The sequence below is a fragment of the Dysgonomonas sp. genome (assembly GCF_035323175.1).
GTDB lineage: Bacteria > Bacteroidota > Bacteroidia > Bacteroidales > Dysgonomonadaceae > Dysgonomonas.
Genome location: NZ_DAOKYH010000003.1, coordinates 236,776 through 262,019, shown reverse-complemented (window position 1 = coordinate 262,019; position 25,244 = coordinate 236,776). Strand labels below are relative to the sequence as shown.

The following is a 25,244-nucleotide window of genomic DNA, read 5'->3' as shown; positions in this document are numbered from 1 at the left end:
TACTCATAACTAAATAAAGATAACCTTTAAGATCGTATTATGTTGATTAAAGTGGATATTCTTCGAAAGCATACAATACTGTAGACAGATAACGCTCTCCTGTATCAGGAAGGATTACAACGATATTCTTTCCTTTGTTTTCAGGTTTTTTAGCTAACAATGTAGCGGCATACGCTGCTGCGCCCGAAGAGATACCTACCAATAGACCTTCTTCGCGAGCCAGTTCACGGCTTGTACGGATGGCATCGTCATTGCTTACCTGAATGATTTCATCTACAACAGAGTCATTGTATGTTTTTGGAACAAAGCCTGCTCCTATACCTTGTATTTTGTGCGGGCCGGGTTTACCTCCTGATAATACAGGTGAGTCTGTTGGCTCTACAGCCACTATTTGCACATTTGGATTGTATTTTTTCAAAACTTCACCTACACCGCTTACAGTTCCGCCTGTACCAACTCCCGCTACAAAGATGTCGACCTTACCATCGGTGTCACGCCAGACTTCTTCAGCAGTCGTTTTTTTATGTATTGCAGGGTTTGCAGGATTCGCAAATTGTTGAAGAAGAACTCCTTTCGGGTTTTGTCTTTGTAGTTCTTCGGCTTTTGCTATAGCACCTTTCATGCCATCGGGGCCCGGAGTAAGAACAATATTTGCACCAAGTGCTTTAAGTAGATTCCTACGCTCTATACTCATAGTTTCAGGCATTGTTAATGTAAGCTTATAGCCTTTTGCCGCAGCTACAAAAGCAAGCCCTATCCCTGTGTTTCCGCTGGTTGGTTCTATCAGTTCGCTGTCGGGGTGAAGTAGTCCCGATGCCTCTGCTTCTTCTATCATCGCATTAGCAATACGGTCTTTGACACTCGATGCCGGATTGAAATATTCTAATTTCGCAATTACATGAGCATCTACTCCATGTTTCTTATTATAATTCGATAGCTCCAATAGCGGAGTGTTTCCGATAAGATCAGTTAATTTTTTTGCAATTTTTCCCATAACCGTTGATTTGTTTGTTTAATTATTGATACAAAGGTACATACTTTGAGGTACATATAAAATCGCTAAAGTAAGGTATTTTGATACCATGTTTATGGTATATTTTGCTGAGATATTTGATAAAGTAAAAAACGTTAAGAAGAATGTTTGATAGAAATTATTAACGTATATTCGTAGTGCTTTAAGCAAATCTTGTGGAACTTTACAAATCTAAAAAGTAATACATTAATAAACGTTTGAAAGGAAACAATAAATTTGTATAAACGCTATGGAGATATCAGATCTATATAATATATATAAGAAATACCCGGAAATTTCAACTGATACACGTAATAGTCCTAAAGATTCAATATTTTTTGCATTAAAAGGTGCAAATTTTAACGGGAATGAATACGCTGAAAAAGCAATCGATCAGGGCTGTGCCTATGCTGTTGTTGATGAAGAGAGATACGCAACCAGACCGAATATAATATTAGTAAAAGACAGTCTGGAAACACTACAAGAATTAGCCCGCCATCACCGGAAACAATTTATAAAAAAGCCAATTATTGCTATCACCGGAACAAACGGAAAAACAACTACAAAAGAGTTGATTTATTCTGTTTTGTCTCAGGAGTATAATGTGCTGGCAACTCAGGGAAACCTGAATAATCATATCGGAGTTCCGCTAACCTTGCTGAGGATAAAAAAAGAACATGAGATTGTGATTGTGGAAATGGGAGCGAGCCATGTAGGTGAAATCCGCTTTCTTGCCGAGATGGCTTTACCAAACTATGGGCTGATTACCAATCTGGGACATGCACATATCGAGGGGTTTGGTTCGTTCGAAAATGTAGTGAAGGCCAAAGGTGAGTTGTATGAATTTATCCGCAGTACCAAAGATGGAAAGATATTTATAGACTACAGCAATTTGCTCTTACGCGAAATGTCGGAAGGGATAACGTCTATATATTACGGACTGGAGGAAGATTTATTTATTTCAGGAAAAGTAACATCTATCAGCCCTTTCCTTGCATTGGAATGGAAATTTGGAAATAAACGGAATAAGGTGCAAACAAATATGATAGGAGAGTACAATCTCTCTAATGCATTGGCTGCAATAACCATTGGTAAGTATCTCGGAGTAAAAGCTTCTTTGATATGTAAAGCTATAGAGGAGTATGTGCCTACGAATAACCGCTCGCAACTAAAAAAGACAGAGAAAAACATGCTTATAATAGATGCATACAATGCCAATCCGACAAGTATGCATGCCGCTCTCGAAAACTTTGACCATATGGATGTAAATCATAAGGTTCTTATCCTTGGAGATATGAAGGAGTTAGGACCTGATACAGATATGGAGCATCAGAAGATTGCAGATTATATAAGCGATCATAACTTTGACAGGGTTATGTTTATCGGAGATAATTTCAGCAGGGTAAAAACAAAGTATCCGAGATTTAAAAATCTTGACCACCTGAAAGAATATCTCGAAAAAGATCCGGTTGAAGATAGTTACATATTACTCAAAGGCTCGAGGGGAGTACAACTTGAGAAATGTATTGACATGCTATAAAAAGATAATATAATATAATAGAAAAAGATCCTCATTTGGGGATCTTTTTCTATTATATACTTGATTGATTTTTTGAACAGAATAGAGTTTGAGTATCTTAAATCAAATCCTTATAAGGATGAGGATAGTCACTACCCATTGTTTTCTTATATTCTACCACAAATGCCTGATAGCGGATGCGAGCCTCTTCATTTAGCTTTAATCTTTGTAAAGCTTTGGTCTGGAAAACTAAGGCCTCGTCGTTCAACGGGTCTATATTGAACAATGCCTCTGTTAGATTTATCGTTGTCTGGTAGGCCTCCGTGGTAAAGCTTTTTTCGATTTCTATCAATAATACAGGTTCCAGTTTATGTTCCATGTCTATCTTGAATGTATCAAAAAGAGCCTGATCTGAAGATCTTAGGAATTTACCACGTGTTAATATCTCTATTAATTCTTCTCTGTTTTCTTCTATACCGGTAGATATGATTTGAATGCATCTTACAAAGTCGCAATAACATTCGTCGGTTAATACTATTTTAAAATAGCCTTTGTCATATACAAATTCAATTCCATCCAATTCACCTAGTGCTTTCCTTAAGTGATTGATAGTAACTCCTCTTGAATTTTTTACTTTATCTTCGGGTTTGTCGGGCCATATGAGGTTGCTAAGCCGTTGGGAGGTGATACCGTCTTCGATACTATATTGCAGAACAAGAAAGAACATTTGCCTTAGCTTTGTACTGAACATATAGGTAATATCTTTATTGTTTCTATCGCGCACAGTAAACTCCCCGAATAGATAAATGGAATTAGGTTTATCAATTCGTTCTTTATCGTTGTTCAGCATTCTAAATGTTTGGCTGGTATTTCTGCTGTTCTTATTTTTCCGAACAAACCTCCGATATAGAAGATACCCTATAATAGAGATACATATACAAGTTAGGCCGATAATTATTAAAACAATAATACCTGATTCTTCTTTGGGATAATTTGTAAGATCGTCTGCTGTAATGGGTGGGAATGCTAACGAATAAACTTTAAGATCGGAAGATACATCATCGGCAAACTCCTGTACAATTGCATACAGGTTGTTTAGCTGATGGTCGTAATATAAATTGGCATTTGTTGTAATTTTATCCGAATATATAGGAATTGAGTCTCCTAGTATTTCATAACTTCCGTCTTTCAGTGAGAAGCGGTATAATTGTAGAAATGACTTCGAAAAATGTTCAGGGTAGCACAATGTATAAAAACAAGAATCATCAAGGATAACCATTCCCCGTACAGGCACTACATTGTTTTTATCCCATGGAATTTCCCAAAGCTTTGTAATATGTTTTGTATTTAAATCAACTTTATGCAGATCATAGAAATATTTTCGTCCTACCACCTGTTCGCCCGATTCATTGCCCATCCCTCCGAATACATATATGGAATTTGTTTTCTTCAGATATCCTACTGACGAAAAGTAACGAGGAAGTATTGTATCTCCGCTAAAGCCATCGAGTGTTGACCATTTTCTATCGTTTAGGTCGAAACAATAAAAGTTCTTACTATAGTACATATTGCCGAATCCTCCAAAGATGGTGTATTTATCCGTTGAAGGATCATAGTAAGCCCCGTGATGATGTAGTTGTCTGGGGAGTCGCTCTGTGCTTTCTGTTGTCCATTGATAGGTATCCAGATTCAGACTGGCAATCATGGGCTGTTCATCCGTTATATTGTGATACACCTCATATGCATATAGTCTATTGTTTTTCGTGTCTATGAAGTTTGTACCCAAAGCAAGGTTTACCGGACATTTTTCATCGAAGACTTTTGTTCTTGTTTCGCCCGATCTTACATTATATATAGATATCGCATCCCTGTTGAAATAATATATTTCTTTCTTTCTTACGTTGTAGTTTGCTCCGGCTACAGTTTCGGATTTGAATGAAGTCTTAAAGCTCCAGTGATAAGCATCATTTATCAGCCATTGTGGATTTAATACTTCTCCCAATGCCTTCCCTTTCGAATCGTGTACTATACTTCCCTCATTCTCTCTTAATGGAAATATATATTTCTCATTATTCCCAACCGAGAGTTCTTTGATTGCAAAAGAAGGAGTATCGATAATGTGGTCGCTTTTACCAAAGAGAATAATCGGATAGTATTTTTCCGGAAGCCCTGAGGCTACAGCTCTAAATACCCTGTCATTTACAGTTAATCTTATCGAATCACTCTTTAGATCAAATGATATTATCATTCTGAGCCAATGCTTATCAAGCTGTTCTTCTTTATTTAGTTCGGCTGTGATCAAGCTGCTTCGCCCTTCTTCATTGAATTTGAATACAAAACTACTGCCTTGTCCGTCATAAAATAAATTATAAATTTTATCGGATTTCTCATTTTTTATACGAAGAATGTATCCAATTTCTTTTGCAGGATAAAGAGCTATCTTAAAATCAATATTGAAATAGTTGGAAAATGCAACGGATGAATTTTTGAAAACATCGTAAGAGGTTCTTTTATCTATAGATTGTTCCCCTCCACAAAATTTTAGACCTTGAGATAAGGCTGTTTGTGAATAAAAACAACTAAGTATGAAAAATATATATAGATACAGTTTCATGGGATAGAAAATACAATTTTCAAGTTAATAAGATTGTTTCCGGGTGACCTCTATTGTAATACTCTGTTTTGTGATAAATGGAGAAGGGGTAGAGGTGTCTTATCAAGATATAAAGATATTAAAATCTTTTTAATAGAAAGAGATTCCCTTTTAATACCGTTTTAACTGGTTTTTTAAGATTTCTTATAATGTGCACATAATAAGGTAAAAAGCATAAGATTAATGTTTTTTTTTACTTAATAACCCAAATTTAACCCAATAATTAACCTTCGAGCGCCAATCTTTGGTAAAAATGATAGCGGGCAATACGTATGTCGAGCCATATCATGAAAGAAAAATAATTTAATAACCAAAATCTATTAATCAACCAACCAAAAATCAGCCTATGTACATTTATGTTTCTAATTAATGTTAACTCTTAACTTTTATAACATGATTTTAATGAAGAAAATTTTGCGAACATTTCTGTTCGTAGCTATGCTTGGCGGCATAGTATCTATAGCAACCTCATGTAATGATGATGAATCGGAACATGTCGATTACGGCACTGTTACGGGGATTGTATTAGATGAGATGGATGCTCCTATTAGTGGTGTTACTGTTACCATATCGGGTGTAGAGGAAACGGTGACAACAGGAAGTGACGGCAAATATACTGCCCAGAACGTATCTATTGATTCCCATTCGGTAAAATTCTCAAAGAAGGGATTTCAAACAATTAGTGTAACTATTACTGCCGGTAAATTCGATGCCAACAAAGTAGCATCTACAAGTGTGAAAATGGTAAATGCGGATTCTAAAATAGTAGGTACGCTTACCGATGCAAAAAATGGTGGTGCACCTCTTGCCGGAGTTGTTGTTAGCATAAGTGCTGATGTTTCTGCAACATCGGGGAGTGATGGTAAATTTGTTATCGAAGATTTGGTAAAAGGAACTTATACAGTAACATTTACCAAAACGGACTATGTAACAATAACCAAAACAGTAAACGAAAGTGATTTCGTTGATGGAGTGGCAACAGTAGACCTCAGAATGGGCGGTGTTGAATTACTGCGTGGTTTAACCGCTGAAGATTTGGCAACTGCCGATAAGTGGTATTACAATGAATACCGTGGCGGACGTAATGGTGATGCATATCCTCACTGGGATTGGTCTGGCGATTACATGTGTGCCCTTGACTTAAGAGGAGCTTGGGATGAGCAGAATGAGGGAACAACACTACAAATCCGTAATTCTGGTGATGAACGAAACAATCCGGCTAATCTTGATGTTTTTGACTCTTTTGTATACGGTAGTAAAAAAATAACAGAGGATAATAAAATTCTTTCTCTTAGAGTACGTACCCATGATGCTGATGAGGCTTCTCCAGCCTATTTTGGAGTACAGGTTATCGATCTTTCGGCAGCAGAGCCTACTAATGTGAAAATAGGAGATACAAAGACTCATGGCTCTGGTAATTATGCTGACTATGATTTCGATTTGAGTGCATATGTTGGAAAAGAAGTGATTGTGGCTGTTGGTATCTATAGACAAAAAACAGGTGATTATTGGAAACAATTAGTTCTTCGTGCTATCCGTTTTGCTGATAAAAAAGTAGAAAACTGGGATTGGTTACCGGGAACAGATGTCGTAGATGGATGGAAGCTTACTCAGGAAATGGTACGCTCTACGATGGTACATCCAAAGAAATCATTTAGTGGAATAAGTAAAGTAAGTGGTGGTAGAGATAACTATAAAGCTGCTTATCGTTCATGGCGCGAAAATTCTCATATAGCGTTTGAATGGGCTTTTGTTCCTCTTCATAAAGACCCTGAAGTATTCCCTTCCGAAGGTTACTTGATTAAGACCAGAGGTTCAGGTACTGCTGTTAATACCAAAGAGCCCGAAGCATACTTCTATTCTAAGTTTGCGATAGGAGCAGGTAATAATCACCTGACATTGAAGACTCGTACCTTTGGAAGTAACTATACATTCTTTAAGCTGACTGCAATCAAAGAAGACGGAACAGTTGTGCATGTCGCTCCAAAATCTAATACCGCTCAAGAAGCTTCCGCTGCCGCAGATGGCTGTTGGAAATTCAAACACGGTGCGGGTGGAGCCGGTGAACCTGAAGCTTATGCTTCATTTGTATACGATCTGTCACAGTTCAACGGCAACAATGTTGTATTGGTGTTCGGTGTATACAAGGGCGAAAGCAACGGTGACGAAAGCAAGCTGGTATTCTATAGTATCAATCTAAATTAATAAAAATGTTGTGGTCTTAGTGAATCCTCTGCATAAGGCAGTACTATAAAAAGTATTGTTTATGCAGAGAGTGCACTGAGATACAAGAAAAATAGAAAAAATGAAAAAAATAGTAACAACTATTCTTTGTTCTTTGTTGGTAATAACCGTTGCATGCAGCGATAATCCCGAAATAGACAATGGAGGAGGCAAAAAACCGGGAACTATTACTTCCGATAATCTTGCCGAGCAGAACATCCTTCGTGCTATGCAAATGGTAGATAGTGCAATGCTTTATCATTTCAAAGGCGAAGGAATGGCAATGTCGAGATTTTATAATCCTTATACTAAATCCAATGCGAATAGAGACGGCTCTGACGAAAAGGGTAGCGTATGGATGTACACCAGCTCTATCGAGGCTGTGAACGCAATATTAGATGGGTTGAAAGCTCACAAGGAGAAAGGCAAAGCCGAACTTTATGATAAGAATTTCAACCGCTATAGCGAATTGTTGAACAAGCTGTATACCAATGCCGCGTATTATAAAGGAACATTTAGTCTAACTTCATATACGCAGACTAAAGACTGGTCTGTATACGGCGTAGATAGAGGCAATGCCAAAGGAACGGCACTGGTAGAGGGTATACACAACGTATATGACGACCAGCAGTGGCTGATACGTGAATTACTGGAAGCATATAAGCTTACCGGAAATAATACTTATCTCACAGAAGCCGAGTATCTGACAGAATACGTGCTCGATGGTTGGGACTGTGTTCTCGACAGCAATGGTAAAGAATATGGTGGTATCCCTTGGGGTCCCGGTTATGTAACAAAACACTCGTGTAGCAACGGTCCTGTGGTTAGTCCGTTAGTTTGGCTGTCAGAGCTCTATAAAGGTAAGAATGATGAAATTACCTATAAGTATATTGCTACAGATAATAGCCGTAAATCAGCAACTGTGAAAAAGAGCGACTACTATCTGAAATTTGCTAAAGCAGTTTATGACTGGCAAAAAACAAACCTTTTGCGTGAAGATGGTGTATACCATGATATGATGGGTGGTTGCGACCCTAACTGTGATGTGGCATACGAAACCGTAAATGGGGTAAAATATCGCAAGCACACCAATCTGCGCGATCGTACAGGGACTCCTTATTCGTACAATTGCGGTTCGATGATTTCAGGCGCAGCCGATCTGTATCGTGCAACAGGGGAAAATGTATATCTGGAAGATGGAAAAAAACTATCGGATGCAAGTTTCAAATATTTTGCAAAACTTGGTCTTAATGTTCCGGGATACTATACCTACGATCTGATTGGTTTCAACAACTGGTTTAATGGCGTACTGATGCGTGGATATGTAGATGCATACCCATCTTACAAAAACGCATCGCAATATATCGATACCTTCCAGAAGAATTTGGATTACGGATACGATAACTTCTTCTATAGAGGATTACTTCCTGCAAATCTGCTGGTTGGTTGGAGTCGCGAAAATGTAAATAACAGACTCGAAGGGATGTTTACATTCGCTTTTGCTGCCGAATACGCAACCTTAGCACGATACGAATTGGAGAAAAATTAACTAACTTAAATTTATATTGTTATGATAAAAACACATCATGCCAGAAGGATGCAATTTTTGTGTTCCTGCATTTTAATGATGCTCTTTCTTGTCTTTGCGCCTTCGCTATGGGCTCAAAACAAGACCATATCGGGTATAGTTACAGATGAAAACAATGAGCCTGTAACCGGAGCGAGTGTAGCAATTAAGAATACGACTGTTGGTACAATCACAGATATAGATGGTAAATATACGATCGATGCCCCTGCAAACGCTACGTTGGTGTTTAAGTTCTTAGGATATGGAACGAAAGAAGAGAAGGTGAACGGACGTAGCCTCATCAATGTGGCAATGACCGTTGACGAAACCACTCTCGAAGATGTTGTAGTTGTCGGTTATGGCGTACAGAAAAAGGTTACTTTGACCGGAGCTGTGGCAGGCATCAAAGGGAACGAGATGTTGAAAACCAAGAACGAAAACCCTCAGAATATGCTTACCGGTAAAATTGCCGGGGTGCGTGTATGGCAAAAGAGTGCTGAGCCGGGTACATTCAATAACAACTTTGACATTCGCGGACTAGGTGCACCATTGGTAGTTATCGATGGTATTCCGAGTACTACAGAAGAATTTCAACGTTTAAATGCAAATGATATTGACGATATCTCTGTTCTGAAAGATGCTTCGGCGGCTATATATGGGGTTCGTTCGGCAAATGGAGTTGTATTGGTAACTACCAAAAAAGGATCGAAGGACGGAAAAACATCAGTTTCTTATAACGGTACATATACTTTCCAAAAACCATCGGGTATGCCGGTTCTTGCCGATCCTTACCAAACTATGACATTGTACAACGAAAGGTCGATGAACAATATCAATGGAGGAAGCATCATCTATAAGGAGGAGGATTTTGAAGCTTTTCGCAACGGTACTCGCCGCACAACGAATTGGACAGACTTATTATTCTCTAATTATGCACCGCAAACGCAACATGACCTAAGCATCACAGGCGGTAACGACAAAACTCAGTTCTATGTAGGTATGGGTTACTTCTATCAGGAAGGGTTCTTTAAGTCGGGCGACCTTAATTATAATAAATATAATCTTCGTGCTAACGTTACTACTAAGATTCTTGATGGGTTAACTTTTGATATTAATTTAAGCGGTGTTGCCGATGAGCGCAACAATCCATATACAGATGCTGTAAATATCATTCGTACTTATTGGAGACAAGGTGTTTTGAATCCGGCGTATGCTGACCCTGAAAACACAATGCTAAATTATCAAGGGTTGGAAATGCAGGAGAATGCCGTAGCACAAATGACTTCCGATATATCGGGATATAGAAAATATCAACAAAAATATTTTCAATCTTCGGCATCGCTTAATTACGATTTAGGTGTTGTAGCTCCCGTATTGAAAGGATTATCGGCAAAAGCGTTAGTGAGCTTCAATTACCGTATGGATAACAATAAGGCATATCGTAAAGAATACTATCAGTATGCATACAATGAGGTTACCGGTTCTTATGATCAGGCATTGTTCAATGCCAGTTCGCCAAGCCGTCTTCGCCGCGAATCATATAATAAGCAACAGATATTGAGCCAGCTATTATTGAACTACAACCGTACTTTCGGTGAACACACTTTTGGTGGAGTAGTTGGTATGGAAACACAAAAGCGTACCGGTGATAATTTCTATGCACAGCGTGAGCTTGCATTTTCTACAGATTATCTATTTGCGGGTGTTGACGAAAACCAGTTGGGCGGTATGAATATTGGCAACAATGACCTTTATGAAGAAGCTAATGCTGCAATGATCGGTAGGATAAATTATGCTTATGGCAGCCGCTATATTCTCGAAGCTCAATTTCGTTACGATGGATCTTCTAAATTTGCAAAAGGACACCAATGGGGATTCTTCCCTTCTGTATCGGCGGGATGGCGTATCTCTGAAGAGCCTTTCTTCAAGTCAGTTTCTGCCTTGTCATTTATAAATCAGTTGAAACTGCGTGCTAGCTACGGGGTGTTAGGAGATGACTTGTCTAGTAATTGGAATTATGAGTGGGCAAATGGATATAACTATCCTGCTACAAACTCTAACTCTGCTTCGGGATATTACAATCAGTATGCTCCGGGATTCATTATCGGAGATAAATATATTTCTGCTGCTTCTACCAAGCCGCTTCCTAATGTTGGCATCTCTTGGTACGAGTCTCGTACACTCGATGTTGGGGTAGACTTCGAAGGATGGAACGGATTGTTTGGTTTTGCCGCCGATTATTTTGATCGTCGTCGCGAAGGTATGTTTGCCCGTCGCAAAGGAGATTTGCCTACCGTAGTAGGTGCTGAGGCTCCAAATGAAAACCTGGATAGTGACCGTCATTTCGGTATAGACCTTGAACTATCGCACCGTAACAAGATAAATGATTTTTCATATCGTGTAAAAGCGATTAGTACAATTACCCGTCAAAAACACATGATCGCTTCCGAAAAAGGACCTTGGGGTAACTCGTACGACAGATGGCGTAACGACAACCTCACTAATCGTTATCAGGGAGTACAGTTCGGTTATACTTCTGCCGGACGTTATCAGAACTGGAAAGATATCTGGTCTTATCCAATTTATAAAGATCGTGGACTTTTACCGGGCGACTATAAATATGTAGACTGGAATGGTGATGGTGAAATAAGCGATTTGGATAAACACCCTTATGCGTATGACCAAACGCCGTGGTTGAATTACAGTTTCAACTTTGATTTCGAATACAAGAATTTCGACCTGAATATATTGTTGCAAGGATCAGCACTTGGTTCTATGAAATACCAAGAGCCATTGTACGCTATATGGGGTAGCAATGGTGGTGGTACACTTACTCAGTTCCTTGATCGTTGGCATCCGGTAGATCCATTTGCAGATCCTTACGATCCGGCAACACAATGGGTATCCGGTTATTATGGCTATACAGGACATTATCCTGATGCAGATTCTGAGTTCAACCGTGTAAGCACAGCTTACCTCCGTCTTAAAAGTATCGAATTGGGATATACATTGCCTAAGATAAAAGCATTGTCGTCTATGAGATTGCGCATGTTTGCCAATGCTTACAACCTATTTACTATAACAGGAGTGAAATTTGTTGACCCTGAGCATCCGGATGATGAATTGGGACGTTTGTATCCACTCAATAAAACGTACACCGTCGGTATGTCTCTTACGTTCTAAAAACTTGTATTAGTAACGAAATAATAAATTTGATAGATATGAAAAAAATATTAATACTGTCTTTGCTAAGCATGTTATTCTTTACTGCTTGCAACGATCTAGATATTCCGCCAAAAAATCTGATAACCGACGAAGATCTTCTTACCAATGAATCGGGTATGGATATTTACATGGCGACAATGTACAGTAACATGCCTTTCGAGGATTTTAAATATATGGGCGAATGGGGTGTAGAATTCAATTCATGGCTGGGATCTATGGGTATAGAAGGAACAGGAGAAGCCCTTAATCGTGACGGTATCTGTAAGACTTTCACAGGCGAACGCACAGCCTATTGGGGAAATGCATTCTCTTTGTTGCGCAAAGCAAATTATTTGCTCGAGACACTACCTAAATATAAGGATTCATTTCAGGAACAGACATACAATCATTATTTAGGAGAAGGATACTTTGTACGTGCCTTTGTGTTTTATGCTATGGCTCGTCGTTTTGGAGGAATTCCACTGGTAACAAAGGTGATTCAGTATCCGAATGATAAGGACGCACTCGAAGTACCACGTGCCAGCGAAGAGGAAACATGGGATCAGATTCTAGCAGACTTCGATCAGGCAGCTTCATTGTTGAGCCCGACTAGTCCAAAGTCCGGTTACGCTAACAAATATGTAGCTCTGTCTTTCAAATCGGAAGCAATGTTGTATGCAGGGAGTGTTGCTAAATACAACGAAACCGTAACAGGACGCCTTACCGGCTTTGGTCAGAAGACCGGTGTTCGTGTAATCGGCTTTGGTGAAGACACATGGCAAAGTGCATCCAAGAGATATTTCAAAGAAGCATATAAAGCCGCACGTGAAGTAATGCAGACCGGAGGCTATTCTCTCTATAAGAAAAAATGGTCGGCTACAGATCGTGAAGCACAATACCAGAATATGGTGGATATGTTTAGTGACCTTTCAAGCCCAGAAAATATTTATGTGAGAAAATATATGTATCCAACTCTAACTCACGGGTATGATGCTTATAGTGCACCATTCATATTCCGTGCGCCGTTGTCGTCTGGAACATGTCCTACTCTTGACTTCCTTGAGTTGTTTGACGGATTTGCTCGCTACGCTGATGGAACAGTTAAGGTAACAACAGGAACATCGAATACAAACGGTGATTATATATTGTATGACAAGCCAATGGACTTCTTCAAAAATGCAGAGCCAAGATTACGTGCTTATGTAATATTCCCGGGAGATATGTTTAAGGGCAAAGAAATTGAAATTCGTGCGGGAGTATACACAGGCTCAACACCGGTTAAGCCTTTGTTCAAGGATTATTCGTATGCTAATGCCGAAACGTATTACCAGCATTTGGATGTTTATACACAGAAACCTAAGACATTGTATCTGAGTCCAAAATCAGAAAATCCTGAAAAGGTAGAATTCAATGGGCAAACAATAACAGCTTCCGGAGCAAATGGTCCGTTCTACGATCAGGGAGAATCTGCAATGGCAGGGCTTTATGGACGTAAATGGCTAAATCCTGACCCTGCTTTTGTGGCAGCAGAAGGAAAATCGGAGCAACCATTTATCCTGATGCGTTATGCTGATGTATTGCTCAATGCCGCAGAGGCTGCTGTAGAATTGTCATTGGCAGGAGAGCCGTCTCCTGACGGATCAGACTTGTTGAAAGTAGCAACAGATGCAGTAAACGAGATTCGTGAACGCGCAGGAGCAACCAAGCTTACTTCTAACCTTACTTCATCTGTAGAAGGACGCAACACTGTGCGCAAAGAGAGACGTAAGGAACTTGCATTTGAGCATAAGACTAAATGGGACTTGAGACGCTGGCGTGTACAACATTACGATGGACGTGATGGCTTTTGGGGTGAAACACGGAATAAGGATGCTTACAGCAATAACTCTCGTTATCGTTTCCGTGGATTGTATCCGTTCCTTTCTACTCAAACAGGTAAATATTTCTTCGATGCCCATTTCCAAATGGTAGGTTTGAGAACATTCGAGTATAATCCGATCGATTATTATTTCGAAATCCCTAATGGAGAAGTTGCTAAGAGCTTAGTGATTGATCAACAGCCAAATAGATAATGAGCAATAATAAAACACAGAATATGAAAAAAATAGTATTTTATTCTTTAATATGCGTACTGCTATCTTTCAGTTCCTGCGATTTGTTCAAGATGGACAATTACGATGAGCCGGCCGAAACACTGGAAGGAGAAGTAGTAGACGTGGCTACCGGCGAGCGTGTGCTTACCGATCAAGGTAGCGAAGGTATCCGTGTGAGTTTAACAGAACTTAGTTGGGGCGATAATGTTTTACATAATCCTTATTTTTATTGTATGCCTGACGGATCGTTTAGAAATACAAAATTGTTTAAAGGAAATTATAATATCCGTATCGATGGACCTTTTATTCCTCTCATCCGCGAAGCCGATGGCATTCTTTTGGCAGACGATACCAAAACAATGGATATAAAGGGCAAAACTAAGGTTAAGTTTGAAGTTCAACCTTTTCTCAAAGTAGAATGGGTAGAAGAGCCTACTGTTACAAATGGTATAATTAAAGCCAAGGTTAAGGTTACGCGCGCTGTGTCTGAAGAAGACTTCCGTGCAAAAATAGAACCGATGGGAAGTTATAATAATAGCTTTTTGAATATGACTGATATTCAGTTGTTCGTCAGCTATTCGTCAACAGTAGGATACCGTGCCCGTGACGAGAGATGGTCGAACCAGATAGAATATACAGGTTCAGCTTTTAACTCTTTGTTTGGTCAAACGATTACGATCGAATCTAATCCCAAAAAGCCTATTCCTTCCGGAAGAACTGTATTTATTCGTGCTGCTGCACGTATCAATTACGATACACCGAAAGGAAGTGGAACACGCAGATGGAATTATAATGAGCCAATGGAGGTGATGATTCCATAATGTAGAGAAAGTAAATTAGATTTAAGGTTTAAAGTAATTGACCTGCCGGTTAGGCTTTAAACCTTAAATTTTTTATTTATTATCCTAAATCAGGTTACATTTGCAGATGTATAGCAACGAGGTTTGTAATATATAAAGAAAATGCCCTTTGATAAGCCTTTGCTCTCTATGCAAAAAGTTATCTTCTATGTAACTCGATACTGATCTTAAACAAATTAAATTAACTTGGCTATTACCTTATTATGAAAAAGAATGTATTAATCTTATGCCTTTTGGGGCTTGGCCTTCAGCTGGGGGCTCAAACCAAAGACAATGTTAAAACCACATTCCAGACTTCACGAGAGTGGAGACCAACAATAGATACCCGAGCCGATGCGGTGATGGTATATGGAGTAGGTGGAAACCCTTCTGATAAATCGAAAAGAATACCGTTTGAAGAACGTGTGCAATCGTGGCGCGACAGAGGTTATATTGCTCACTTCATGACAGGCATAGCTTGGGGCGAATACCAAGACTACTTTACAGGACAATGGGATGGCAAAATGCATCTGGACGAAGGTCAGGTGCAGCAAAATGGAGACACGATATGGCATGGACATATGGTTCCTTATATCGTTCCTACACAGAACTACCTGAAATATATAAAAGAAAGACATGTAAAGCGGGTGATCGATGCAGGCATCGATGCCATATTTATGGAAGAACCCGAATTCTGGGCTCGTGCAGGCTATAGTGAAGCCTTCAAACGAGAATGGAAAAGCTATTATGGTTTTGACTGGAGACCACAACACGAGTCTCCCGAAAACACATACTTAGCCAATAAACTAAAATATCAATTGTATTACAATGCACTTAAAGAAGTGTTTACATACGCTAAAGAATATGGTAAGAGTCGGGGAATAGATGTGAAGTGTTATGTGCCCACACACTCACTGGTTAATTATTCGCAATGGATGATAGTTAGCCCTGAAGCAAGTTTGGCGTCTCTTGATTGTGTAGACGGATATATAGCCCAAGTATGGACGGGTACGTCAAGAGAACCAAACTACTTTGATGGAAAAGTAAAAGAGAGAGTCTTCGAAACAGCGTTTCTCGAATATGGCTCGATGGAGTCGATGACTGCTCCCACAGGTAGAAAGATGTTCTTCCTCACCGATCCGATCGAAGACTGGCCGAGAGACTGGGCAGACTACAAAAAGAACTATCAGGCAACCTTTACGGCTCAATTGCTATACCCCAATATCGCAGATTATGAAATAATGCCTTGGCCCGAACGTATTTATGAAGGACTTTACAGAACAAGTGCGAATAGTGACAAAAAGGAAAGAATACCAAGACATTATTCTACACAAATGCAAATAATGGTAAACTCGCTGAACAGTATGCCTTTGTCAGATAATAAGGTGACAGGCTCGCGGGGTATAAGCGTGCTGATGGCAAACTCACTGATGTTCCAGCGATTTCCTACACACGCAGGGTATGAAGACCCTCAGTTGGCAAATTTCTACGGGCAAGCGTTGCCTTTCCTTAAACGTGGAGTACCTGTAAAAACAGCCCATATAGAAAACTTAGGCTATAAAGAAGCATTAGCCGATACGAAGGTATTGCTTATGTCTTATTCGAATATGAAGCCTTTGTCTCCCGAAGCTCATACATATATAGCTCAGTGGGTGAAGGCCGGAGGCGTGTTGGTTTATAGCGGGCTCGATAGCGATCCGTTTCAGACTGTACAGGAATGGTGGAATACAGGAGGCAATAAATACACTGCTCCGTCTAACCATCTGTTCGAGCAAATGAATATTGCCGTGTCGCCTAAAGAAGGTGAGTATAGTTATGGAAAAGGAACTGTTTATATTATCAGAACCGATCCGAAAGACTTTGTTCTAAAAGCCGATAACGATAAGCAATTGCTCGATGTAGTGAAAAGAATGTACGAACAAAAAGCAAATGCAGGGAAGCTGATCTTTAAAAACAATTTCTATCTCCAAAGAGGAGCGTATGATCTGGTTGCTGTGCTCGACGAAAGCGTGAGTAATGAGCCTTATATAATAAAAGGGAATTTCATTGACTTATTTGATCCGAAGCTACCTGTATACCAATCTAAGACCGTAAATCCGGGAGAACAAGCGTTCTTGCTGAATATAGACAGGGTGCCAAATAAGCAGCGTCCGCAGGTGCTTGCCGCTGCATGCCGTGTATATGAAGAAAAGGTAGGTAAGGGTTCTTATTCGTTTGTTGCAAAAAGTCCTATAAATACTACGAATGCATCTCGTGTTTTACTACCCCAAAAACCTGTGAGTGTATCGGTAAACGGCAAAGAAGAATTCTTGGCTAATGCATGGGATCAGCAGACGAAGACTTATTTATTAGAATTTGAGAATAATCCTGAGGGAGTATCTGTTAATATTAAATGGTAAATTATATACAAAACAAAAAGAAAATCGCATGAAGAGCATTGTGTTATATCTTCTTCCGCTGTTTGGCTTACTCGCATGTAAAAGCAGTGGTGTGAAAGATTATGAAGTGGTTAAAAATGAATTAAGAGCACCAGCGTACCCTTTGGTCACAATAGACCCATACACCAGTGCGTGGTCTATGACAGATAATCTGTACGATGGAGCTGTAAAGCACTGGACAGGAAAAGACTTTCCGCTTATAGGAGCTATAAAGGTGGATGGCGTTGCCTATCGTTTTATGGGTACTGAAGATGTAGAGTTGGATCCCCTTGTACCAACATCGGAGCAAGGCGAATGGTATGGAAGCTATACGACTACGCAGCCGGCAGCAAACTGGAAAGATAATAATTTCAACGATTCGTCTTGGAAAAAAGATAAAGGTGCATTCGGTACAAAAATAAATGAGCCTACAGCTAAAACAGATTGGACAACAGAAAATATTTGGGTCAGAAGACACATCGTTTTAGATGAGGATGTACAAGGAAAGCAAATCTATTTAGAGTTTTCGAACGATGATGATGCCGTTTTTTACATCAATGGTATTGAAGTACATAATACAGGTTCGACATGCAACAAAAATGCAATGATTAAATTGTCGGCAGATGTTGTGAATGCACTAAAGAAAGGGGATAACTTGATAGCTGCTCAGTGTAAGAACCCTGTGGGTAACGGACTGTTGGATTTTGGTTTGCTGGTACAGAAAGAGATGCATACAGCTCTCGAAAAAACTGCCGTGCAAAAATCTGTAGATGTGCAAGCCACGCAGACGCATTACACATTTGCTTGTGGTGAGGTTGATCTGAAATTGACTTTCTCTGCTCCTCTGTTTATGGATGATTTGAACCTACTGACTCGTCCTGTAAATTATATTACCTATCAGGTTGTGGCTAATGATGGAAAGGCTCATGATGTACAAATATACTTCGAAGCTTCTCCACGCTGGGCTCTTGACCAACCTTATCAGGAGTCGGTAAGCCAGAGCTTTGAAGACAATGGTTTGTTATTCCTTAAATCGGGAAGCAAGGAACAGAATATACTCGCTAAAAAAGGCGACGATCTGCGCATCGACTGGGGGTATTTCTATTTGGTCGCCGAAAAAAATAATGTATCGGTTAATATTGGAGAGAGTAATACTTTGAGAACTAATTTCGTCAACAACGTTCAGGACGGGCAAGCAACCACAGGAGAAAATGAAAAGTCGAAAATGTCTTTGACTCATAATCTCGGCTCTGTCGAAAGCTTTTCAGGAAAAGTAATGATTGGTTATGATGATATCTATTCGATACAATATTTTGGAGATAACCTTCGCCCTTATTGGAACCAGGACGGCAACCAGACTATTGCAGGACAATTTCATGCGGCAAATAAAGAATACAACAAACTGATAGAAAAATGCTATGCGTTTGATAAAGAGCTAATGGATAAAGCATCTCTGGCGGGAGGAAAGAAATATGCAGAACTTTGTGCTTTGGCATATCGTCAAGCTATTACAGCTCATAAATTGGTGAAAGCCCCGAATGGTGATTTACTATTCTTGTCGAAAGAAAACAATAGTAATGGCTCTATTGGTACAGTGGATGTAACATATCCGTCAGCACCGTTGTTCTTGTATTACAATCCTGAACTGGCTAAAGGTCTATTGAACCATATATTCTATTATAGCGAAAGCGGTAAATGGACAAAACCTTTCCCTGCTCATGATGTTGGTACTTATCCATTGGCTAACGGACAAACTTACGGGGGGGACATGCCGATAGAAGAAGGAGGTAATATGCTCGCTCTTACAGCTGCTATCGCTGCTATGGAAGGCAACGCCAAGTATGCGGAGAAACATTGGGATGTACTGACTACATGGACAGATTACCTTGTGGAATACGGTCTCGATCCTGAGAACCAGTTGTGTACAGACGACTTTGCCGGTCACTTTGCTCACAATGTGAATTTGTCTGTTAAGGCCATTATGGGTGTTGCTTCGTATGGCAAGCTTGCGGATATGCTCGGGAAAAAAGATGTTGCCGAAAAGTATACCGCTAAGGCTAAGGAAATGGCACAGGAATGGATGAAGATGGCTGATGATGGAGATCATTATCGCCTTACATTCGACAAGCCGGGAACATGGAGCCAGAAGTATAATCTGGTATGGAATAAGCTTCTAAAGATGAATATATTCCCTGACGAAGTGGCTCAGAAAGAAATCGCTTACTATTTAGGCAAACAAAACAAATACGGACTGCCTCTCGACAATCGTGAAACATATACCAAGACAGACTGGATAATATGGACTGCTACGCTTGCTGATGATAAAGCGACATTCGAGAAGTTTATAGATCCTTTGCATTTGTTTATGAACGAAACAGTAGACAGAATACCGATGTCCGACTGGGTATTTACAGATAAGCCAAACTACAGAGGATTTAAAGCCCGTTCGGTAGTCGGAGGCTATTATATCAAAATGCTGGAAGAAAAACTAAAAGGAAGTAAATAGGTTTTAGGCAACTATTTCATGGAAGGGGGTTCACAAATTATTTGTGAGCCTTCTTTTTTGTTGGAGTTCATTATTATCAAGTACCCTAAAAAATTATCTATATAAGAACAGAGGTTCAATAAAAAGGTGACAGAAATAAATGAGGTAAAAAGTGTCACTTTTGTCACCTTTTTAGGGTTAAGGTACTGTTATATAGAGTAATGTTGTTTTAGGGAATTGTCACCTTTTATTCCTCACTGATCTTAGAAATGTAATTATTAAATAAAGAGAAGTAAAGTATGGATACTAAATTATTTGTAATAACTTTTTTTCTATTCGGAATAAGGTCGTATTTTTGCACACTAACTAAAATTTAGTTACATAGTACATAAATAAAACTGATTCGATGAATTTTGTTGAAGAATTAAGATGGAGAGGTATGATCCATGAAATCATGCCGGGTACGGAAGAGCAACTGCAAAAAGAATTAACTTCGGGCTATGTGGGTATCGACCCTACAGCCGACTCATTGCACATCGGACACTTGGTGGGCGTAATGATTTTGAAGCATTTTCAACGTGCAGGACATCGCCCGATAGCTCTCATCGGAGGAGCTACAGGTATGATCGGTGACCCTTCTATGAAGTCAGCCGAACGTAACCTATTGGACGAAGCAACTCTCCGCCATAATCAGGAATCGTTGAAAAAGCAACTTGCTAAGTTTCTCGATTTCGAGTCTGACAAACCCAATGCAGCCTTATTGGTAAATAACTATGACTGGATGAAAGATTTCTCTTTCCTGAACTTTATCCGCGACATAGGAAAGCATATCACAGTGAACTATATGATGTCTAAAGATTCTGTTAAGAAACGTCTTAACGGAGAGTCTTCGGAAGGAATGTCTTTTACTGAGTTCTCATACCAGTTGATGCAAGGTTACGACTTTCTTCACTTATATCAGACACTGGGTTGTCGTATTCAGATGGGAGGTTCCGATCAGTGGGGAAATATCACCACAGGAACAGAGCTTATTCGCCGTAAAGCGGGAGGAGAGGCTTTTGCCCTTGTTTGTCCTCTGATAACTAAAGCCGATGGTACTAAATTCGGTAAGACAGAATCGGGCAATGTATGGCTCGACAGAAGATATACATCTCCTTATAAATTTTACCAGTTTTGGTTGAATGTAAGCGATGAAGACGCAGAGAAATATATCAAGATATTTACAGCACTCGATAAAGAAGAGATAGAAGGTTTGGTTGTTGAGCAAAAAGCAGCCCCTCATCTCAGAGCATTGCAAAAGCGTCTTGCTAAAGAAATAACTATAATGGTTCACTCTGAGGAGGATTACAATCAAGCAGTGGAAGCTTCAAACATACTATTTGGGAATGCTACTGCTGATGCTTTGAAGAAGCTGGACGAGGAAACTTTCCTTCAGGTGTTTGAAGGTGTTCCCACATTTGATATTTCGAAAGATGAGCTTGCAGGAGGAATCAAGGCTGTTGATCTGTTGACAGAGAAAGCTGCTGTTTTTCCTTCGAAGGGAGAAATGCGCAAGACTGTACAAGCGGGAGGTGTAATGATCAATAAAGAGAAGCTGGAAAACTTTGACGATGCTATTGATGTTTCATCTCTTATAGCCGGAAAATATATAATAGCACAAAAAGGGAAGAAAAATTACTTCCTGTTGATCGCAAAATAAAATAATTATTACTTTTGTACTCGCAAAAGTAATATTGTCTCATGGTGTAATGGTAGCACTGCAGATTCTGGATCTGCCTGTCTAGGTTCGAATCCTAGTGAGACAACAAAACTAAAGAGGCTGTCCTTTTTTCTGGGGGACAGCCTCTTCCTCTTTTTAGAATAGCCTCATTTTATTAATCGACCTAGTGTGTAAAAATTAAAACCTTATAAATCAGTGATTGGTTTGTAATGAGGAACTAAGCTCTTCATTATAACCCAACCTATAAGATAGGCAAAAGCACATATACAGAATATAATAAAGTATCCTGCCGGCTTTCCTTCAAATCCCATAAATGTAAGCTGTACTTCGTCTGAGTAAACAAATAGCTTTCCGGCAGACTTTTGTAAGATCATAGAACTTATTCCTCCGGCCATACCGCCTATCCCTGTGATGGATGCAATAGCTCCTTTCGGGAACATATCTCCTATGGTAGAGAAAATATTAGCCGACCACGATTGATGTGCTGCACAGCCTATACCAATGGTTATGACAGGTAGCCACGGCGAAATAGTACCCAGCGGTTGTGCAAATAATACAACCAGCGGGAAGAAAGCAAAGATAAGCATCGCTCTCATGCGTGCGGCGTATGGATTCATTCCTGTCCTGTTCATAATGATGGTTGGTAATTTTCCTCCCAAAACAGAAAGCATGGTGATTGCATATAGTGTAAATATCAATGCAATACCCAATCCTTCGGAGGTCTTTATGCCAAACTGTGTATTCAGATATGAAGGTGTCCAGAAGAGGAAGAACCACCAGACCCCGTCGGTCATGAATTTGCCTGCTGCAAAAGCCCATGTCTGCTTGTAAGAGAAGCATTTCCAGAAAGGTATCTTCTTCTCATCCTCCGCTTTTCCGGTATCTATAATGCCTTCTTCATTTCGGTCTTGTTCTATATATGTCAGCTCAGCTTCATTTACATGCTTGCTCTTTGCCGGTGCGTCATATATAAATATCCAAAACCCCATCCAAATAAAGCCTAATGCTCCGATTACGATAAAAGCCATTTCCCATCCCCAACACTTTGCCAGCAAAGGGATACTCAGTGGTGCGACTAATGCGCCAATAGATGCTCCGGCATTAAAGATGCTGGTTGCATAAGCCCGGTCTTTCTTCGGGAAGTATTCGGCCGTAACCTTGATTGCAGCCGGGAAGTTACCTGCCTCGCCCAAGGCCAGAATGCAGCGGGCAAGTAAGAAACAATACATGCTGAATGTGGCGATTACTACAGCAACATCACCTGTTGCCGCAGCCAATTCTGCTGCACTATGCAGACCGACATGTGCTTCGGTAACCAGTCCGCAGACAGCATGAAGGCATGCTCCTACCGACCATACTCCGATAGCCCAAAGGAATCCTTTTTTGCTGCCCATCCAGTCGATAAAGCGACCTGCAAACAGCATACAGACTGCATATATAAAAGAAAACATGGAAGTGATTGTTCCATAGTGGTTTTCATCCCAATGAAATTCAGGTTTTATAAATTCGTCCCAAGTAAGGGATAGTACTTGTCTGTCGAGATAGTTGATCGTAGTAGCAAAGAAAAGCATCAGGCAGATGGTCCACCTGTAATTTGTCATTTTTGTTTTTCCGGTATTCATAAGGTGTTTTTATATTGTTTTTGCTTTAGCTATTATCTCAAGAGCCATCTTACACATTTGCGTTATTCTACCCCAATCTTTTGCTGCGATAATCTCTTTCGGGAATAGGTTTGAGCCCATACCGACACAAGTAACACCGGCTTTAAACCATTTCGTCAGATTTTCTTCTGTGGGTTCTACTCCGCCTGTCACCATAATATTCGACCATGGCATCGGAGCTTTTAGGTTCTTCACAAAAGAAGGACCTCCCACATCACCTGCCGGAAATATTTTTACTACTTCTGCTCCCAACTCTTGAGCATAACCGACTTCAGATACCGATCCGCAACCGGGAATATACGCTACTTGCCTGCGGTTGCACACTTTGAATATGTCGGGATTTAATAATGGGCCTACCACAAAGTTGGCTCCAAGCTGTAAAAACAAAGATGCTGTACCGGTATCGACAACCGATCCGATACCCAATATCATTTCGGGGCATTCTTTAGCTGCCCACTTATTAAGCTCTCCGAATATTTCATGCGCAAAATCACCTCGATTGGTGAACTCGAATACTCTTACACCTCCTTCATAACAAGCTTTGAGTACCTGTTTGGAGGTTTCGAGGTCCCTATGATAAAAAACAGGAACCATTCCTGTCTCTGCCATTACCTGACAGGTTTTTATTCTTGAAAATCGTGCCATCTATAGTCGTTTTATTTTAGAATTAAAAGGTATTGTATCAAAGAGCATGAACGAGCAAGCAGGTATGTTTTACATATATATCAATAAAAACAATGGATCGAGTTATCATACCCGCTTGCTGTTCATATTTTAGTTGTTTACTATTTTTTATTTTTTCAATCTTTATCTTGAAACACGACCCGAGCCATCCCCTTTCATCAGGTTCTCTACTTCGGCTACTGTTACAAGGTTGTAATCCGCATATATCGTATGTTTCAGACATGATGCTGCAACCGCAAAATCGAGTGCCTTTTGATCGTCAGAAGGGTAGGTGATAAGTCCGTAGATAAGCCCACCCATAAAAGAGTCTCCTCCGCCCACACGATCAACGATGTGTGTGATGTCGTATCTTTTCGATTGATAAAGCTTATCGGAATATAAGCAACCTCCCCATGTATTATGGTTTGCATTAATGGATCCACGCAATGTGATAATCACTTTCTTAGCACGTGGAAAGCGTTTCTTCAACTGAGTGCATACCGACTCAAATTCTGCAGCATCCACATCTCCTGCGGTATGTGCTACGTCAAAACCTTCGGGCTTGATACCGAAAACCTTTTCAGCATCTTCCTCATTGCCTAAAATGATATCACAACCTTCAACCAAAGCCGGCATAATATCAGAGGCTGACTTGCCATATTTCCAGAGATTTTTTCTGTAGTTGAGGTCTGTAGAAACTGTAATACCTTTTTTGTTTGCTATTTTGATCGCTTCCAAGCATGCATCTGCCGCTCCTTGCGATAGAGCCGGTGTGATGCCTGTCCAGTGAAACCATTGGGCATCTTTAAATACTTCTTCCCAGTCTATCATTCCCGGTTTTATGTCTGCCATAGCAGAATTAGCCCTGTCGTAAATAACTTTCGAAGCACGGGCAACTGCGCCTGTCTCCAGATAATAAATGCCGACACGGTCACCTCCTCGTATAATATTCTGAACACCTACATTGTACTTTCTCAGATCAGAGATGCACCATTCTGCAATATCATTCTCAGGTAGGCGGGTTACATAGTCGGTAGGAATACCATAGTTAGATAGTGATACGGCTACGTTGGCCTCCCCCCCTCCAAATGTAGCGTTCAAGCTTGTTGACTGTATAAATCTTTGATATCCGGGAGCACTAAGGCGTAGCATGATTTCCCCGAATGTTACAACTTTCTTCATTGTTAT

14 protein-coding genes and 1 tRNA gene are annotated in these 25,244 nt (G+C 40.0%); 10 read left to right on the top strand and 5 right to left on the bottom strand.

Annotation, left to right across the window (positions count from 1 at the left end):
• Positions 1–46 precede the first annotated feature (46 nt).
• Positions 47–994 carry a cysteine synthase A gene (gene cysK, locus PKC55_RS06670; RefSeq protein ID WP_291124286.1) on the bottom strand — a complete coding sequence of 316 codons (948 nt, stop codon included), beginning with the start codon at positions 992–994 and terminating at the stop codon, positions 47–49.
• A gap of 268 nt (positions 995–1,262) precedes the next feature.
• Between cysK and PKC55_RS06665 the strand changes: the two genes are divergently transcribed.
• Positions 1,263–2,552, top strand: a complete 1,290-nt coding sequence (locus PKC55_RS06665; protein WP_135104494.1) for a UDP-N-acetylmuramoyl-tripeptide--D-alanyl-D-alanine ligase — start codon at positions 1,263–1,265, stop codon at positions 2,550–2,552.
• A 97-nt stretch (positions 2,553–2,649) separates the two neighbouring features.
• On the opposite strand, the gene PKC55_RS06660 is transcribed toward PKC55_RS06665, so the two are convergent.
• Complete coding sequence (locus PKC55_RS06660; RefSeq protein ID WP_324372379.1) at positions 2,650–5,145, bottom strand: Kelch repeat-containing protein; 2,496 nt, start codon at positions 5,143–5,145, stop codon at positions 2,650–2,652.
• Positions 5,146–5,586: 441 nt separating this feature from the next.
• Between PKC55_RS06660 and PKC55_RS06655 the strand changes: the two genes are divergently transcribed.
• The 9 genes from PKC55_RS06655 to PKC55_RS06615 all read left to right on the top strand — a co-directional run bounded on the left by PKC55_RS06655 (position 5,587) and on the right by PKC55_RS06615 (position 21,817).
• A complete protein-coding gene (locus PKC55_RS06655; protein ID WP_291129758.1) occupies positions 5,587–7,389 on the top strand; it encodes a carboxypeptidase-like regulatory domain-containing protein in 1,803 nt (600 codons plus the stop codon).
• Between the two features lie 100 nt (positions 7,390–7,489).
• Positions 7,490–8,956, top strand: a complete 1,467-nt coding sequence (locus PKC55_RS06650; protein ID WP_291129762.1) for a glycoside hydrolase family 76 protein — start codon at positions 7,490–7,492, stop codon at positions 8,954–8,956.
• 21 nt (positions 8,957–8,977) lie between these two features.
• A complete protein-coding gene (locus tag PKC55_RS06645) occupies positions 8,978–12,157 on the top strand; it encodes a SusC/RagA family TonB-linked outer membrane protein (protein WP_291129766.1) in 3,180 nt (1,059 codons plus the stop codon).
• 38 nt (positions 12,158–12,195) lie between these two features.
• Complete coding sequence (locus tag PKC55_RS06640) at positions 12,196–14,250, top strand: RagB/SusD family nutrient uptake outer membrane protein (protein ID WP_291129770.1); 2,055 nt, start codon at positions 12,196–12,198, stop codon at positions 14,248–14,250.
• A gap of 23 nt (positions 14,251–14,273) precedes the next feature.
• The gene (locus tag PKC55_RS06635; protein WP_283686618.1) at positions 14,274–15,092 is read left to right on the top strand and encodes a DUF3823 domain-containing protein; all 819 of its coding nucleotides are present in this window, start codon (positions 14,274–14,276) and stop codon (positions 15,090–15,092) included.
• Between the two features lie 242 nt (positions 15,093–15,334).
• On the top strand, positions 15,335–17,509 hold the full coding sequence (locus PKC55_RS06630) for a hypothetical protein (RefSeq protein ID WP_324372375.1): 2,175 nt from the start codon (positions 15,335–15,337) through the stop codon (positions 17,507–17,509).
• Positions 17,510–17,537: 28 nt separating this feature from the next.
• Entirely contained in the window at positions 17,538–20,033 is a 2,496-nt protein-coding gene (locus PKC55_RS06625; protein WP_291029737.1) for a glutaminase domain-containing protein, read from the top strand.
• Positions 20,034–20,418: 385 nt separating this feature from the next.
• Complete coding sequence (gene tyrS / locus PKC55_RS06620; protein ID WP_291129774.1) at positions 20,419–21,711, top strand: tyrosine--tRNA ligase; 1,293 nt, start codon at positions 20,419–20,421, stop codon at positions 21,709–21,711.
• Positions 21,712–21,746: 35 nt separating this feature from the next.
• Positions 21,747–21,817 (top strand) — tRNA-Gln (locus PKC55_RS06615).
• Between the two features lie 100 nt (positions 21,818–21,917).
• On the opposite strand, the gene PKC55_RS06610 is transcribed toward PKC55_RS06615, so the two are convergent.
• The 3 genes from PKC55_RS06610 to PKC55_RS06600 form a co-directional block, all read right to left on the bottom strand.
• Positions 21,918–23,354 carry an MFS transporter gene (locus PKC55_RS06610; RefSeq protein ID WP_135104503.1) on the bottom strand — a complete coding sequence of 479 codons (1,437 nt, stop codon included), beginning with the start codon at positions 23,352–23,354 and terminating at the stop codon, positions 21,918–21,920.
• A gap of 9 nt (positions 23,355–23,363) precedes the next feature.
• Positions 23,364–24,038, bottom strand: coding sequence for a bifunctional 4-hydroxy-2-oxoglutarate aldolase/2-dehydro-3-deoxy-phosphogluconate aldolase (locus PKC55_RS06605; protein ID WP_291123913.1), 675 nt, complete (start codon positions 24,036–24,038; stop codon positions 23,364–23,366).
• 162 nt (positions 24,039–24,200) lie between these two features.
• Positions 24,201–25,238, bottom strand: a complete 1,038-nt coding sequence (locus tag PKC55_RS06600; RefSeq protein WP_291123915.1) for a sugar kinase — start codon at positions 25,236–25,238, stop codon at positions 24,201–24,203.
• Positions 25,239–25,244: the final 6 nt, after the last annotated feature.

Coding starts and splice junctions, on each gene's coding strand:
- PKC55_RS06630 (WP_324372375.1), top strand. CDS start 15,335: ATGAAAAAGAATGTATTAATCTTATGCCTTTTGGGGCTTGGCCTTCAG.
- PKC55_RS06645 (WP_291129766.1), top strand. CDS start 8,978: ATGATAAAAACACATCATGCCAGAAGGATGCAATTTTTGTGTTCCTGC.
- PKC55_RS06605 (WP_291123913.1), bottom strand. CDS start 24,038: ATGGCACGATTTTCAAGAATAAAAACCTGTCAGGTAATGGCAGAGACA.
- PKC55_RS06650 (WP_291129762.1), top strand. CDS start 7,490: ATGAAAAAAATAGTAACAACTATTCTTTGTTCTTTGTTGGTAATAACC.
- cysK (WP_291124286.1), bottom strand. CDS start 994: ATGGGAAAAATTGCAAAAAAATTAACTGATCTTATCGGAAACACTCCG.
- PKC55_RS06660 (WP_324372379.1), bottom strand. CDS start 5,145: ATGAAACTGTATCTATATATATTTTTCATACTTAGTTGTTTTTATTCA.
- PKC55_RS06665 (WP_135104494.1), top strand. CDS start 1,263: ATGGAGATATCAGATCTATATAATATATATAAGAAATACCCGGAAATT.
- PKC55_RS06610 (WP_135104503.1), bottom strand. CDS start 23,354: ATGAATACCGGAAAAACAAAAATGACAAATTACAGGTGGACCATCTGC.
- tyrS (WP_291129774.1), top strand. CDS start 20,419: ATGAATTTTGTTGAAGAATTAAGATGGAGAGGTATGATCCATGAAATC.
- PKC55_RS06640 (WP_291129770.1), top strand. CDS start 12,196: ATGAAAAAAATATTAATACTGTCTTTGCTAAGCATGTTATTCTTTACT.
- PKC55_RS06655 (WP_291129758.1), top strand. CDS start 5,587: ATGAAGAAAATTTTGCGAACATTTCTGTTCGTAGCTATGCTTGGCGGC.
- PKC55_RS06625 (WP_291029737.1), top strand. CDS start 17,538: ATGAAGAGCATTGTGTTATATCTTCTTCCGCTGTTTGGCTTACTCGCA.
- PKC55_RS06635 (WP_283686618.1), top strand. CDS start 14,274: ATGAAAAAAATAGTATTTTATTCTTTAATATGCGTACTGCTATCTTTC.
- PKC55_RS06600 (WP_291123915.1), bottom strand. CDS start 25,238: ATGAAGAAAGTTGTAACATTCGGGGAAATCATGCTACGCCTTAGTGCT.